The 14,527-nt window shown below is 70.8% G+C and carries 11 protein-coding genes; 6 read left to right on the top strand and 5 right to left on the bottom strand.

What is annotated here, in order from left to right; genetic code table 11:
- Positions 1-33: 33 nt before the first annotated feature.
- Positions 34-1,641, bottom strand: coding sequence for an ABC transporter substrate-binding protein (locus ACFVTX_RS14515; RefSeq protein WP_386901285.1), 1,608 nt, complete (start codon positions 1,639-1,641; stop codon positions 34-36).
- A 131-nt stretch (positions 1,642-1,772) separates the two neighbouring features.
- On the opposite strand from ACFVTX_RS14515, the gene ACFVTX_RS14510 reads away from it, so the two are divergent.
- Positions 1,773-2,660, top strand: a complete 888-nt coding sequence (locus tag ACFVTX_RS14510; protein WP_386901283.1) for a LysR family transcriptional regulator — start codon at positions 1,773-1,775, stop codon at positions 2,658-2,660.
- Positions 2,661-2,843: 183 nt separating this feature from the next.
- The gene (gene pulA, locus ACFVTX_RS14505) at positions 2,844-8,930 is read left to right on the top strand and encodes a pullulanase-type alpha-1,6-glucosidase (protein WP_386901281.1); all 6,087 of its coding nucleotides are present in this window, start codon (positions 2,844-2,846) and stop codon (positions 8,928-8,930) included.
- 86 nt (positions 8,931-9,016) lie between these two features.
- Here pulA and ACFVTX_RS14500 read toward each other — a convergent pair whose 3' ends face one another.
- Positions 9,017-10,216 carry an MFS transporter gene (locus tag ACFVTX_RS14500; protein ID WP_386901280.1) on the bottom strand — a complete coding sequence of 400 codons (1,200 nt, stop codon included), beginning with the start codon at positions 10,214-10,216 and terminating at the stop codon, positions 9,017-9,019.
- Between the two features lie 59 nt (positions 10,217-10,275).
- On the opposite strand from ACFVTX_RS14500, the gene ACFVTX_RS14495 reads away from it, so the two are divergent.
- Complete coding sequence (locus tag ACFVTX_RS14495; RefSeq protein ID WP_386901278.1) at positions 10,276-10,638, top strand: MerR family transcriptional regulator; 363 nt, start codon at positions 10,276-10,278, stop codon at positions 10,636-10,638.
- 81 nt (positions 10,639-10,719) lie between these two features.
- On the opposite strand, the gene ACFVTX_RS14490 is transcribed toward ACFVTX_RS14495, so the two are convergent.
- From ACFVTX_RS14490 to ACFVTX_RS14480, 3 genes are all read right to left on the bottom strand, one after another.
- Positions 10,720-11,184, bottom strand: coding sequence for a MarR family winged helix-turn-helix transcriptional regulator (locus ACFVTX_RS14490; protein ID WP_386901276.1), 465 nt, complete (start codon positions 11,182-11,184; stop codon positions 10,720-10,722).
- 44 nt (positions 11,185-11,228) lie between these two features.
- Complete coding sequence (locus ACFVTX_RS14485) at positions 11,229-11,489, bottom strand: hypothetical protein (RefSeq protein WP_386901274.1); 261 nt, start codon at positions 11,487-11,489, stop codon at positions 11,229-11,231.
- 128 nt (positions 11,490-11,617) lie between these two features.
- Positions 11,618-12,610: an o-succinylbenzoate synthase gene (locus ACFVTX_RS14480; protein WP_386901272.1), complete on the bottom strand. Its 993-nt coding sequence runs from the start codon at positions 12,608-12,610 to the stop codon at positions 11,618-11,620.
- A gap of 48 nt (positions 12,611-12,658) precedes the next feature.
- On the opposite strand from ACFVTX_RS14480, the gene ACFVTX_RS14475 reads away from it, so the two are divergent.
- From ACFVTX_RS14475 to ACFVTX_RS14465, 3 genes are all read left to right on the top strand, one after another.
- Complete coding sequence (locus ACFVTX_RS14475) at positions 12,659-13,258, top strand: hypothetical protein (RefSeq protein WP_386901270.1); 600 nt, start codon at positions 12,659-12,661, stop codon at positions 13,256-13,258.
- Between the two features lie 61 nt (positions 13,259-13,319).
- Positions 13,320-13,529: a hypothetical protein gene (locus tag ACFVTX_RS14470; protein WP_386901268.1), complete on the top strand. Its 210-nt coding sequence runs from the start codon at positions 13,320-13,322 to the stop codon at positions 13,527-13,529.
- A gap of 35 nt (positions 13,530-13,564) precedes the next feature.
- Complete coding sequence (locus ACFVTX_RS14465; protein ID WP_386901266.1) at positions 13,565-14,485, top strand: 1,4-dihydroxy-2-naphthoyl-CoA synthase; 921 nt, start codon at positions 13,565-13,567, stop codon at positions 14,483-14,485.
- The last annotated feature ends 42 nt before the right edge of the window (positions 14,486-14,527 follow it).

Genomic DNA, 14,527 nt, shown 5'->3' with positions numbered 1-14,527 from the left:
CTCACCCGAGCGGGGCACGGCGGACCGGGCGGGTCAGCTCGCCGGGCGGATGGGGGCGAAGAAGGTCGTGAAGGGGTAGTTCTCGTTGAAGTCGGCGACCTCGAGGTCTTCGGGGATGACGCTCACGGCCTGCGCGTCGTAGAGGAAGATGCCGGGCGCCTGGTCGACGAGCAGGTCCATCGCCTGCTCGTACATCGCCTGGGCGGCGGCGCGGTCGCTGCCCGTGAGGGTGCCGGCCTCGTCGACGAGCGCGTCGTACTCGGCGTTCTTCCAGTAGCTGAGGTTGAAGAACGGCTCATCGCTCGAGTGGAACAGCGAGTACAGGTTGTCGGCGCCCGCGTCGCTGTACGTCGGCCAGTAGTAGACGACGAAGATGTCCTGCGCGGTGGCGGGGTCGGCCTTCGCGGTCTCCCACTGCTGGTTGAACAGTTCGGCGCGCACGTCGAGCTCGACGCCGATCTTCGCGAAGGCGTCCTTGATGAGCGGGACGAAGCGGGCTTCGGCGGAGTTCTCGGAGGCGTAGCTGAGCGTCAGTTCGAGCCCGTCGGCGTGCCCGGCCTCGGCGAGCAGTGCGGCCGCCTTGTCGAGGTCCTGCTGGTACTGCGGCACGTCCTCGGAGTAGGGGAAGATGCCCTTCGGCACCGGCCCGTGCGACTGGGCGCCGTAGCCTGCGCCGCCGACCTCGATGATGTCCTCGTAGGGGACGGCGTAGCTCAAGGCCTGGCGCACCTTCGGGTCGTCGAGCGGCGGCCGCGTCGTGTTGAAGTACGCGAGGAAGTTGAACGGCGAGTTCGCCGTGCGCACCTCGCTGCCGAGCTCTTCGGCGATGGTGTCGATGTTCTCGAGCGGCAGGTTCGTGGCGAGGTCGACCTCGCCCGACGTCAGCATCTGCTGCGCGGTGACGGCGTCGGGCGTGATGGCGATGTCGACGATGTCGTAGCCGGGGGCCGCGTCCTCGTTCCAGTACTCGTCGTACGCCTCGAGCACGACCTTCTCGCCGGGGGTGTACGAGGAGACGGTGTACGGCCCGGTGCCCGCGTCGATGCCCGCCTCGAAGTACGTCTCGTCGTCGGCCGCGGCTTCGAGCGCCTTCGGCGAGACGATCCAGGCGCCGTAGGTCGATGCGGCGACGAGGTCCATCGGCGCCGAGTAAGCGAGGTGCATGACCACGGTCGTCTCGTCGGTCGCTTCGATCGATTCGAGCGGCGCCCAGATGAAGGATGCTCCGGCGTACTCCTTCGCCGCTTCGATGCTCGCCACGACGGCGTCGGCGTCGACGGCCTCGCCGTCGTGGAAGGTGACGCCCTCGCGGATGTGGAACGTCCAGGTGAGCCCGTCGGCGTCGACCTCCCACGATTCGGCGATGCCGGGCGTGAAGTCCTCGGAGGCGCCTTCGGCGTTCTTCCACAGCAGCGGCTCGTAGACGTTGCCGAGGTAGAGCGCCTCCGTCGAGAACGACCTCACCGGGTCCCAGGTCGTGATCGCGGCGGAGGCGGCGACGCTCAGCACCGCCGTGTCGCTGCCGGTGTCGGCACCGCTCGCACCGCCGACCGTGCATCCGGTGAGGCCGAGGCCGGTGACGGCGGCCCCGGCGGCGAGAAGGGTGAGTGCGCGACGGCGTCGCGTCGGGATGACTGCCATGACTGCCTCCTGGGGGTGGGTGTCGCCGCCGAGGGGGGTCGCTTCGGCGTCGAAGTGCGGCCAGTCTATGGACAGCGAGAGTTGACGCGCCAATACTTGTTTTCGGCCGAAGTGATGCCTGGGAGGTATCGATGGATCTGCGACTGCTGCGCTACTTCCTCGCCGTCTGCCGTGGCGGAACCCTGCACGCCGCGGCGGCCGAGGTGCACGTCGCGCAGCCCTCGCTGAGCCGGCAGATCCGTCGCCTCGAACAGGATCTCGGGTTCGAGCTGTTCGAGCGTTCGGCGCGCGGGCTCGCCCTCACCCCGGCCGGCCGCAGGTTCCAGCCCATCGCCGAGGACCTCGTCGCCCGCGCCTCGCAGGCCGGCCACGCGGCATCCGCGATCGCGCGAGGGACCGCACCGAACCTCACCGTGGTCACCGCCCCGACGACGGCGACCGACATCGTCGCGCCGTTCATCGTGCGCTCGGGGCCCGACGGCGTCATCGGCAACGTCATCGAGGCGATGCCCGAGCAGGTGTACGGCGCCATCTCGAGCGGACGTGCCGACTTCGCAGTCGGCACCCGCCTGCCTCCCGAGGAGTTCCGCACGAAGATCCTCGGTCACGCGTACCTCTGGGCGCAGGTGCGACCGGATCATCCGCTCGCCGATCGCGACTCGATCGGCATCGCCGAACTCGTCGCGCACCCGCTGCTGGTGATGAGCCGCGCGCACGGCGTGCGCCAGCTGTTCGACTCGGCGGCGGCACGTGCGGGGCTGAAGTTCACCCCCGCGATCGAGACCGAGTCGCCGCCGCTCGCGCAGGCGATGGCCGCCGCCGGACGCGGCATCTGCATCCTCTCCGACGATCCGCGCTTCGACCTCGTCCCCCTCCCGATCACGACGAACGCCGGTCCGCTCGTGATCACGCTCTTCGGCGTCTGGGAGGAGAAGCACTACGCCGCCGGCCCGATCGAGCAGTGCCTGGAGGAACTGCGGACGTTCCTGCTCGACACCTACCCGCCCATCGACGGCTGAGCCCGACTGAGCCCGGCTGGGCTCACAATTGAGAGCGTTTGCATGGATGCTCGCGAGTGATCAAGCGGGAGACGGCAACCCAGAGTCATCCCGATTGCAAACGCTTGCATTAACCGATCCGACGCTGCTACGTTCGCGAGCAGTGTCGGTGCACGGAGTCGTGCCGGGAATCGGGAGTCGAAGATGACGCAACGCTCACACGTCCGCAGGTGGCTGGCCGCCGCCGTGACCGGAGGGCTCGCCGCGACGGCGTTGAGCTTCGCTCCCGGCCTCGGCATCACCGCCGCGACCGCGGCCGATCGCAGCTTCGCGCTCGTCGGCGACCTGCAGTCCGAGCTCGGCTGCGCCGAGGACTGGGCGCCAGCCTGCGCCGAGACCGAGCTCCTGCCGACGTCGACGCCCGGCGTCTTCGCGGCCGACTTCACGGTGCCCGCGGGCGACTGGCAGTACAAGGTCGCCGTGAACGACACATGGGACGAGGCGTACGGGCTGAACGGCGGCGGCGACAACATCCCGCTCACCGTCGCGGGCGACACCGCCGTTCGCGTCGTGTTCGACGACACCCTCAAGAAGGTCGGCCTCGAGCTCGCCCCGGGCGCGATGGCCGGCGCCTACGACGAGGCATCCGACGCGGCCCTCGTGGCCGACCCGGTGCGTCAGCCCGGCAGCGACGAGACCTTCTACTTCGTCATGACCGACCGCTTCGCCAACGGCGACCCGTCGAACGACGAGGGCGGGCTCACCGGCGACCGCCTCGCGACCGGGTTCGACCCCGCCGACAAGGGCTTCTACCAGGGCGGCGACCTCGCGGGCCTCCGCGAGCAGCTCGACTACATCGACGGGCTCGGCACGAGCGCGATCTGGCTCACCCCGAGCTTCAAGAACCGCGCCGTGCAGGGCGAGGGACAGAACGCGAGCGCCGGGTACCACGGCTACTGGGTCACCGACTTCACCCAGATCGACCCCCACCTCGGCACCAACGCCGAGCTCGAGGCCCTCATCGCCGACGCGCACGACCGCGGCATCAAGGTGTACTTCGACATCATCACGAACCACACGGCCGACGTCATCGACTACGAAGAGCAGCAGTACTCGTACGTCGACCAGGCGACGAGCCCGTACCGCGACGCCGCCGGCGGCACGTTCGACCCCGCAGACTTCGCCGGCGCCGACACGTCCGCCGACTTCCCGGCGCTCGACGCGGCGACGAGCTTCCCGTACACGCCGATGATCTCGGCCGAGGACGCCGACCTCAAGGTGCCGGCCTGGCTCAACGACCCGACGCTGTACCACAACCGCGGCGACTCGACGTGGGAGGGCGAGTCGGTCACCCTCGGCGACTTCGTCGGCCTCGACGACCTCATGACCGAGCACCCGACCGTCGTCGACGGCTTCATCGACGTGTACCAGGGCTGGATCGACCTCGGCATCGACGGGTTCCGCATCGACACCGCCAAGCACGTGAACTTCGAGTTCTGGGAGCAGTGGTCGACCGAGGTGCTCGACTACGCGCACGCCGCCGGCAAGGACGACTTCTTCATGTTCGGCGAGGTGTACGACGCCGACCCGCAGAAGCTCTCGCCGTACGTGCGCAAGACCGACATGAACTCGGTGCTCGACTTCACCTTCCAGTCGCAGGCGGTGAGCTTCGCCGCCGGCAACTCGGCGAAGAACCTGCAGTCGCTCTTCGCGGGCGACGACTACTACACGACGCCCGACTCGTCGGCGACGGCGCTGCCGACCTTCCTCGGCAACCACGACATGGGTCGCGTCGGCTACTTCCTGCAGTCGACGGGCGCCCCGCTCGAGCGCGACGAGCTCGCGCACGAGCTCCTTTTCCTGACCCGCGGCCAGCCCGTCGTCTACTACGGCGACGAGCAGGGCTTCGCCGGCACGGGCGGCGACAAGGACGCCCGCCAGTCGCTGTTCGCGAGCCAGGTGACCGAGTACCAGAACCAGCAGCTCGTCACCGGTGAGCAGGCGGGCAGCGTCGACCGATTCGGCACGGATGCCCCGCTCTACGAGCACATCGCCGCACTCTCTGCGCTGCGGCAGGCGCACCCGGCGCTCTCGACGGGCGCGCAGATCGAGCGCTACGTCGACAACGGTGCGGGCGTCTACGCGTTCAGCCGCGCCGACCGCAGCGACAAGGTCGAGTTCCTCGTCGCCGCGAACAACGCCGCCGAGGCGCGCACCGTGCAGGTGCCGACGTTGACGAAGAGCGGCGTGTTCGAGGTGCTCTACGACGGCGGCGCGGGCGGCGCAGGCACGGCGACGGTCACGGCCGACGCCGACGGCGTGGCATCCGTCACCGTGCCCGCGCTCGGCACCGTGGTGCTGCGCGCGGACCGCGAGGTGACCGCGCCCGACGCGGCCGCCGCGATCTCGGTCGCGGTGCCCGTCGCGGGCGCCGGGGTGACGGGCATCACGCCCGTCGGGGCCGACGTCGACGACGCCACCTGGCAGGAGACGAGCTTCGCGTGGCGTGTCGCCGGCGCGGGCGACGACGCGTGGCACGCGCTCGGCACCGCCGAGGACACGAGCCCCCGCGTCTTCCACGACACGGCCGGCCTCGCCAAGGGCACGCTCATCGAGTACCGCGCGGTCTCGACCGACGCCGCCGGTCAGCGGTCGGCGGCGAGCACCTACGCGAGCGTCGGCAACGCCGTGAATCTCGGTGACGGCGGCGAAGAGCCCGAGCAGCCGATCGACCTCGTCACCGTGCCGGGTTCGCACAACAGCGAGATGGGCTGTGCGGGCGACTGGGCCCCGGGCTGCGAGGCCGCGAAGCTGACGCTCCGCGCCGACGGCATCTACTCGGGCACCTTCGACGTGCCTGCGGGCGACTACGAGTACAAGGTCGCGCTCAACGGCAGCTGGGACCTCAACTACGGGGCGAACGGCGAGCAGAACGGCGGCAACATCACGTACTCGACCGACGGCTCGAAGCCGGTGACGTTCTACTGGAACCCGGTCACGAAGGTCGTGTCGTCGAGCGCCGAAGGCCCCGTCGTCACCCTGCCGGGCAGCTTCCAGCAGGAGATCGGCTGCGCCGGCGACTGGGCGCCCGACTGCCTCGCCTCCCTCATGCAGGACGGCGACCGGGACGGCGTGTACACCTTCTCGACCTCGTCGATTCCGGATGGCGCCTACGAGGCGAAGGTCGCGCACGGGCTCGGCTGGGATGAGAACTACGGCGTCGGCGGCGCGCCGGGCGGCGCGAACTACACGTTCACCGCGACCGGCGGCAAGCTCGTCGAGTTCCGGTACACCCTCGCGACGCACGTGCTCGAGATCGTCGTCACCGACCCGCCGCTCGCCGGATCCGGCCAGTCGCAGGCGCACTGGGTCGACGAGCAGACGCTCGCCTGGCCTGCGGCCCTGCTCGGCGGCGCCCCGGCATCGGATGCCACGTGGACCCTCGAGCACGCGGCCGACGCGGGCCTCGGGGTGACGGCCGGCGAGGTGACGGGCGGCGGCGACGCGGTCGCCCTCGAACGAGACCCGGCCGGGCTCACCGACGAGCAGCTCGCGAAGTTCCCCGCGCTCGACGGCTTCGTTGCGCTGCGCGTCACGGGGGCCGACCGGGCGGAGGTCGAGGAGCTCCTCACCGAGCAGCTCGCGGTCGCGCAGCGGGTCGGCGACGAGCTGACCGCCTTCACCGGCGTGCAGCTGCCCGGCGTGCTCGACGACCTCTACGCCGACGCCGTGGCATCCACCGCGCTCGGGACGAGCTGGAACGACGGCGACGCGACGCTCACCCTGTGGGCGCCCACCGCCCGTCAGGTCTCGCTCGAGCGTTGGAGCGCCGGCGCGACCGGCGACCCGAGCGTGACCGAGGCCGTGCGCGACGACGCGAGCGGCACCTGGTCGGTCGACGGCGTCGCCGCGGGCGACGAGTACCGCTGGTCGGTCGAGGTGTTCGCGCCGTCGACGGGCGAGATCGAGCAGAACTCGGTCACCGACCCGTACTCCGTGGCCCTCACGACGAATTCGGCGCGCACCGTCGTCGTCGACCTCGACGACCCGGCCCTCGCCCCCGGGCAGTGGGCCGAGACGCCCGCGCCCGTCGTCGAGCGGCCCGTCGACCGTGCTGTCTACGAACTGCACGTGCGCGACTTCTCGATCACCGACGAGACCGTGCCCGAGGAGGAGCGCGGCACCTACCGCGCCTTCACTCGCGACTCGGCCGGCACCCAGCAGCTGACCGAGCTCGCCGAGGCGGGCATCAACACCGTGCATCTGCTGCCGACGTTCGACCTCGCGACGATCGAGGAGGAGCGCGCCGCGCAGGCGACGCCCCAGTGCGACCTTGCGAGCTTCGGCCCGGCCTCGGCCGAGCAGCAGGCGTGCATCGACGCGGTCCGCGACCTCGACGGCTTCAACTGGGGGTACGACCCGTACCACTTCCAGGCGCCCGAGGGTTCGTACTCCGTCGACCCCGAGGGCGGGGCGCGCGTCGCCGAGTTCCGCGAGATGGTCGGGGCGCTGCACGCGACGGGCCTGCAGGTCGTGCTCGACGAGGTCTACAACCACACCGCCGAGGCCGGTCAGGGCCAGAAGTCGGTGCTCGACCGCATCGTGCCCGGCTACTACCAGCGGCTGAACGCGGTCGGCGCGGTCGAGACCTCGACGTGCTGCCAGAACGTCGCCACCGAGCACGAGGTCGCCGAGAAGCTCATGGTCGACTCGGTCGTGCTGTGGGCGAAGGAGTACAAGGTCGACGGGTTCCGCTTCGACCTCATGGGCCACCACTCGAAGGAGAACATGCTCGCCGTGCGCGCCGCGCTCGACGAGCTGACCCTCGAGGCCGACGGGGTCGACGGGTCGAAGGTGTACCTGTACGGCGAAGGCTGGAACTTCGGCGAGGTCGCGAACAACGCGCTGTTCGAGCAAGCCACGCAGGGTCAGCTCGGCGGCACCGGCATCGGCACGTTCAACGACCGGCTGCGCGACGCCGTGCACGGCGGCAGCCCGGTCGACGGCTCCTCGACGTTCCAGCAGGGCTTCGGCACCGGCCTCGGCACCGACCCGAACGGGCGCCCCGGCACCCCGTCGCAGGCCGACCAGCTCGCCGACCTCGCGCACCAGACCGATCTCGTGAAGCTCGGCCTGGCGGGCAACCTGCGCGCCTACGAGCTCGAGGATGCCACGGGGCAGAGCGTGCGCGGCGACCAGCTCGACTACCGCGGTTCACCGGCCGGCTACGCCGACCAGCCCGACGAGGTCATCAACTACGTCGACGCCCACGACAACGAGACGCTCTACGATCTCTCGGTGTTCAAGCTGCCGCAGGGCACGCCGATGGCCGACCGGGTGCGCATGAACACGCTGTCGCTCGCGACGGTGACGCTCTCGCAGTCGCCCTCGTTCTGGCACGCCGGAACGGAGCTGCTGCGCTCGAAGTCGCTCGACCGCAACAGCTACAACTCGGGCGACTGGTTCAACCGCATCGACTGGACCGGCCAGGAGTCGACCTTCGGCTCGGGACTCCCGGGCGAGGCCGACAACGGCGGCAAGTGGTCGGTCATGGGCCCGCTCCTCGCCGACCCCGCCCTGAAGCCGACGGCGGCCGACATGGCTGCAGCCGAGGCATCCGCCCTCGACCTGCTGCGCGTGCGCTCCTCGGTCGACCTGCTGCAGCTGGGCTCGGCCGAGCTCATCGAGCAGAAGGTGTCCTTCCCGAACTCGGGTCCCGACGCGACGCCGGGCGTCATCGTCATGCAGATCGACGACCTCGTGGGCGACGATGTCGACCCCGAGCTCGACGGGGCGCTCGTCGTGTTCAACGCCTCGCCGTCGGCCGTCAGCCAGACGGTCGGCGGGCTCGCGGGGCGCGGCTTCGCGCTCGCCGAGGCGCAGGCCTCGGGTTCCGACGCGGTCGTCAAGCAGACGAGCTGGGATGCCGCGACGGGAACGGTCACCGTGCCGGCCCGCAGCGTCGCCGTGCTGGTCGACGAGCAGCCGCCGCCCGCGGTGGCGACGCTCGCCCTCGGTGCGCCCGACAAGCTCCTCGCGAAGGCGGGCTCGGCCGTGAAGTACGTCGCGAAGGTCGTCGCGTTCGACGGCTCGACGCCGACGGGCACGTTCGCGGTGTACGAGGGCGGGACGAAGCTCGCCGAGGTCTCGCTGACCGCGAAGGACAAGGGCCGGGTCAACCTGAAGCTGCCGAAGCTCGGCCGCGGCCTGCACCTCGTGCACGCGGTCTTCACCGGCGACGAGGGCTACGCCGGCACGCGGACGGTGCCGGTGCCGATCCTGCTCTGGTAGCCGCCTCCGCTGGTCGAGGAGCGCCCGACAGATGAGGACGCGTCTCGAGACCTGGTGCCCCCAGGTCTCGAGACGCTCCTTCGCGCTCAGTCGAGCGGTGCGAACGCCGCGCGCGAGGTCGAGGCGATGAGCGCCGCGACGGCGACGAGGGCCAGCGCGATCCACGGCAGCCCGCCGACGCCCGCCGCGTCGAGCACCACGCCGCCGAGGAACGCGCCGACCGCGATCGAGCCGTTCCAGGTGGCGACCACCATCGACTGGGCGACGTCCGCGGCGCTGCCGGCGATGCGCGCGGGGGCCGACTGCAGCAGGGTCGGTGCGCCGCCGTAGGCGACGCCCCAGAGTGCGACCGCGCCGTAGACGACGACCGGCTGCTCGGCGAAGAATCCCATCGCCAGCATGGCGACGCCGAGCGCCGCCGCGGCGATCAGCACCATCGCGCGGAGGTGCCGGTCGACGAGGGCACCCGAGACGAGCACGCCGGCCACCGCGAAGACGCCGAACACGAGCAGCACCACGTCGATGCGCTCATCGAGACCCGAGGCGACGGCGAGCGGGGCGATGTAGGTGTACGCCACGTTGTGGGCGAGCACGAAGGCGGCGGTGGTCGCGAGCACGGCGACCAGACCTGGCAGGCGCAGCACGGCGCGGAGGCCCGGTCGGCTGCCCGCCCGTTCTCCTGGGAACGCCGGGAGGGCCAGTGCAGCCCACACGGCGAGCACGAGGGCGAGGCCGGCGAGCACGGCGAAGGCCGCGCGCCAGCCGAGCAGCGAGCCGAGCGTCGTCGCGATCGGCAGCCCGAACGCGAACGCGAGCGGCGTGCCGACCATTGCGATCGAGAGCGCGCGACCCGAGTGCTCGGGTTCGACCATGCGCATCGCGTACCCGGCGGCGATCGCCCAGAGCAGCCCCGCGAGCATTCCGCCGAACGTGCGCGCCACGAGGATGGTCGTGTAGTCGCCCGCGATCGCGGTGATGCCGCTGACGAGGGCGAAGCCCACCACGAGCGAGAGCAGCAGTCGTTTGCGGGGCACCGCTCGGGTCAGTGCGGTGAGGGGGATGGCGGTCACCGCCGTCGTGACCGCATAGGCCGCGACGAGCCATCCGATCTGCGCCTCCGAGACGCCGAGGTCGGCGCTCATCTGCGGCAGGAGACCTGCGGGCAGGATCTCGGTGACGACGCCGACGAACACGATCGAGGCGAGTGCGAGCAGGCCGTTGACGGGCAGCCGGGTGCGCGTCGGCGAGCCGACGACGGGTGAGGAAGCGGTGATCGGAGAAGCCATGCCGCCAGTGTCGAACCTTGACACTAGTGTTAAGGTCAAGTCGATTCCCTGGAGGTGTCATGCGCATCGGCGAACTCGCCTCGCAGACCGGGGTCTCCGCGCGCCTGCTTCGGTACTACGAAGCGCAGGGGCTCATCTCCTCCACGCGCGAGAGCAACGGGTACCGCGACTACCCCGAGGGTGCCGTCGAACGCGTCGGGCAGGTGCGAGACCTCATCGACGCCGGCATCCCGACCGCGGTCATCCTCGACATGATCCCGTGCCTCGCGAGCGTCACCGACCCCGAGGCCCCCGTCATCGCCCGCGCGCTCGCCGAGTCGCTCGCAGCGCGCCGGGCGCAGCTCGAGCAGCGCATCGGCTGCCTCTCGAAGAATCGCGACGCCATCGCGGACTACCTCGACCGCGCCACCATCACGGGCTGAGGGGCAGGGCGTGGCGGTGCCGAGTCATTCGATCCGCCCGACGAGGCCTCGTGCGATGCGGCGTCGCGCTCGAGTGGTCGGCTATTCGGCTTTCGCGCTTCCGGGAGTCGGTGTCTCGACGATTCGACGCAGCGTGGCCTTGAACAGGTCGAACTCCGCGGCCCCGATGGCCTCGGCGTAGTGGCCCTCGATCCGTTCGATGATCGAATCCGATGCCCGCATCTCGGCGAGGCCACGGTCGGTGGGCACGATGAGCTTGGCGCGCCGGTCGGCCGGGTCCGGTTCGCGCCGCACGTACCCGAGTTCGACGAGCTCGTCGACGAGCGTGCCGATCACCTGCTTGTGCTGCCCTGAGAATCTGGCGAGGTCGGTCGCCCGGCTGCCCTCGGCGTCGAGGTGGGCGAGGATCGCGCCGTGCTTGGGCTTGAGGTCCGCATGCCCGCGTTCAGGCAGCGCCGCGGTGAGTTCGCGCTGCACCGTGAACAGCAGCCGGGCCGTCAGCATGCCGAGGTCGGGATCGAGGTTCTTCCGTTCGCTGCGCCGCATCGCGCTCCTAAATGGTCAGTTTAATTGACGATCACTAAAACTTACTATAACGTCAGGAGCCGACGAAGGGTTGGCACGAAATGACGATCGAACTCACACGATTCCGGGCGAGCGACGCCCGAGCCCTGCGTGCCGCGCGGCCGGCGATGCTCGCCGACTTCCGCGCCGACCGCGACGGATTCATCGACGCGCGCCTCGTTCAACGAGTGGCTCGACATCGTCGAGTGGCTCGGCGAAGCCGACCTCGCGGCATCCCGGGCGAAGGGCGCGAACCACCCCGGCATCGAACGATTCTTCGCAGTCATCGACGCCCTCATCAGCTCGGAACAGGGAGAAATCGCATGACCACGGTGCTGATCACCGGCGCCGACACATTCGCGCGCGAGCACGTCGACGCGCTCAGGGGGTCTTCGGGCCGTGCGGAGGCCGTCGGTCAGCCGGCGAGCACCGAGTGGCAGCGGCCGAGCCGTTCGATCCACCAGTCGACCCGCTCGGCCGACGCGGCGTAGCGCTCGAGCAGCTCGGGGTCGGGCAGCGCCCGACGCACCTCGATCGACCCGTGCTCGGGCACGAGGGGCGAGCGCGTGACATCCGCCGCGAGCAGTGACGCCGTGCCGAGCCCGCAATCGAACTCGAGTTCGGGCACGGCGGCGGCGAGGTGGGCGCCCATCGCGAGGCCGATGCTCGTGTCGAGGGCGCTCGACACGACGACGGGCAGCCCGGTGCGCCCGATGATCTCGAGGGCCCGGCGGATCCCGCCGAGCGGCTGCGCCTTGATGACGAGCAGGTCGGCGGCGCCCGCCTCGGCGACGGCGAGCGGGTCGTCGGCGCGGCGCACGCTCTCGTCGGCGGCGATCGGGATGCCCATGTACTTCGTGCGGCGGCGGATCTCGGCGAGCTCCTCGACGGTGGCGCACGGCTGCTCGACGTACTCGAGGTCGAACGGCGCGAGCGCGTGGATGGCGTGCTCGGCCTCGTCGACGTTCCAGCCGCCGTTCGCGTCGAGCCGCACCCGCCCTTCGGGCCCGAGCGCCTCGCGCACGGCCCGCACGCGCGCCACGTCCTGCGCGAGGGTCTGGTCGGAACCGGCCACCTTCACCTTCGCGGTGCGGCAGCCCGGGAACCGGGCGAGCACGGCGGCGACGCTGTCGGGGTCGACGGCGGGCACGGTCGCGTTCACCGGGATGCGGTCGCGGAGGGCGGGCGGCGGCGCGTTCCAGCCGAAGTCGATCGCGGCGGCGAGCCACGCGGATGCCTCGTGGTCGTCGTACTCGGCGAAGGGGGAGAACTCCGTCCAGCCCTGCGGGCCCTCGAAGAGCATCGCCTCGCGCACCTCGATGCCGCGGAAGCGGGTGACGAGCGGCAGCGCGACGACGCGGGCGGTGGCGAGCAGTTCGTCGAGCTCGGGCAGGGCTGCGGGCGACATGTGGACAGTCTGGCACCGGGGGCGGCTCGATGCCGTAGTTTCATCCGCGTGAGCACCGACACGAACCCCGCGACCACCCTGCCCGCCCGGACGAGCCGGGCGAGCGGCATCTATCCCGGTCACGTGATCGGGGCGTCGTTCGGCGTTGTCTTCGTGATCGCGAACACGGCGCTGCTCGGGCAGCCGGCGCAGCTCGTCATCGGCGCGCTGGGCGTCGTCGCGGCGGTCGTCGTCGTTGCGGGCTTCATCGCGACCATCCGGCGCGGCGGGCGCCCGCCCGCACAGGACCTCGCGCGCTCGCACGTCGCGTTCTGGGTGATCGTCGCGATCGAGGCGGCGCTCCTCTTCGGCGGGCTCGCCGTGCTGAACCGCATCGAGCCCGCGGCGAACGTCGGCTGGATCGCACTCATCGTGGGCCTGCACTTCCTCGCGTTCGCCCTCTGGTGGGTGCGCGGGCAGCGCGAGCTGCTCGTCGTCGGCGCGGTTATGGCATCGCTCGGGGCGATCGGGCTCGTGATCGCCTTCACGACGCACGACGCCGCCCTCGTCCAGCTCGTCGCCGGGTTCGGTTCGGGGCTCGTGCTGCTCGGCACGAGCACGGCGACGGCGGTACGGGTGCTCACGGGCGGCGGCGCCCCGGCCGCCTGAGCAGGCACCGGATTCCGGGACCGCCCGACCGCGGCGGACCGCGTGCGCCTAGGGTGGGGGGATGACGGCTGCGGGGATCGAAGAGTTGGGGCTCACCACGAGCGAGGTGCGCCCCGAGTCGACGGGGCGCGACATCGCGATCGGAGTCGGTGGCATCCTCATCGTGATCGCGGCGGCGATCCCGATCACCTGGGGACTGCTGACCGTGGGAACGATGGCGTATGCGCTCGTGAGCGGATTCCTCACGGGACAGGCACTCGCCGAACCCTGAGTCGCGGGCGGCAGCACCCGAATAGGCTTGGACCCATGAGTGCCGAGGTCTCCGAACTGTTCGATCCGAGCGAGTGGGCCGCGGCTCCCGCGGGTGCATCCTTCACCGACATCACCTACCATCACTCGCTCGACGGCCGCATCGCGCGCATCGCGTTCGACCGGCCCGAGGTGCGCAACGCGTTCCGTCCGCATTCGGTCGACGAGCTCTACCGAGCGCTCGAGGACGCGCGCACGAACCCGCGCATCGGCGTCGTGCTGCTCACGGGCAACGGCCCCAGCGCGAAGGACGGCGGCTGGGCGTTCTGCTCGGGCGGCGACCAGCGCATCCGCGGGCGCGACGGGTACCAGTACTCGGCCGACGAGGACGAGGTCGTGCGCGACCCGGCGGCGGCCGCGAGCACGGGGCGCCTCCACATCCTCGAGGTGCAGCGCCTGATCCGCTTCATGCCGAAGGTCGTCATCGCCGTCGTGCCCGGGTGGGCGGCCGGCGGCGGGCATTCGCTGCACGTCGTCTGCGACCTCACGATCGCGTCGCGCGAGCACGGGCGCTTCAAGCAGACGGATGCCGATGTCGGCTCCTTCGACGCCGGCTACGGCTCGGCGTACTTCGCCCGCCAGATCGGGCAGAAGTTCGCGCGCGAGGTGTTCTTCCTCGCCGAGGAGTACTCGGCCGACCGTGCCTACGAGATGGGTGCGGTGAACCGGGTGGTGCCGCACGCCGAGCTCGAGCGCGAGGCGATCGCGATGGCGCGCACGATCCTCACGAAGTCGCCGACGGCGATCCGGATGCTGAAGTTCGCGTTCAACGCGGTCGACGACGGAATGGTCGGGCAGCAGGTGTTCGCCGGCGAGGCGACGCGCCTCGCGTACGGCACCGATGAGGCGGTCGAGGGGCGCGACGCATTCCTCGAGAAGCGCGACCCCGACTGGGGCCCGTACCCGTGGCACTACTGATGCCGGTTATGGCGAACCGGTTCGGCCGGTGTCGGGTGCTGC

It is taken from the genome of Agromyces sp. NPDC058136 (assembly GCF_042884375.1).
Classification (GTDB): domain Bacteria; phylum Actinomycetota; class Actinomycetes; order Actinomycetales; family Microbacteriaceae; genus Agromyces.
Note: the sequence above shows the minus strand (reverse complement) of the source record. Positions and strands in the feature narration are given on the sequence as shown.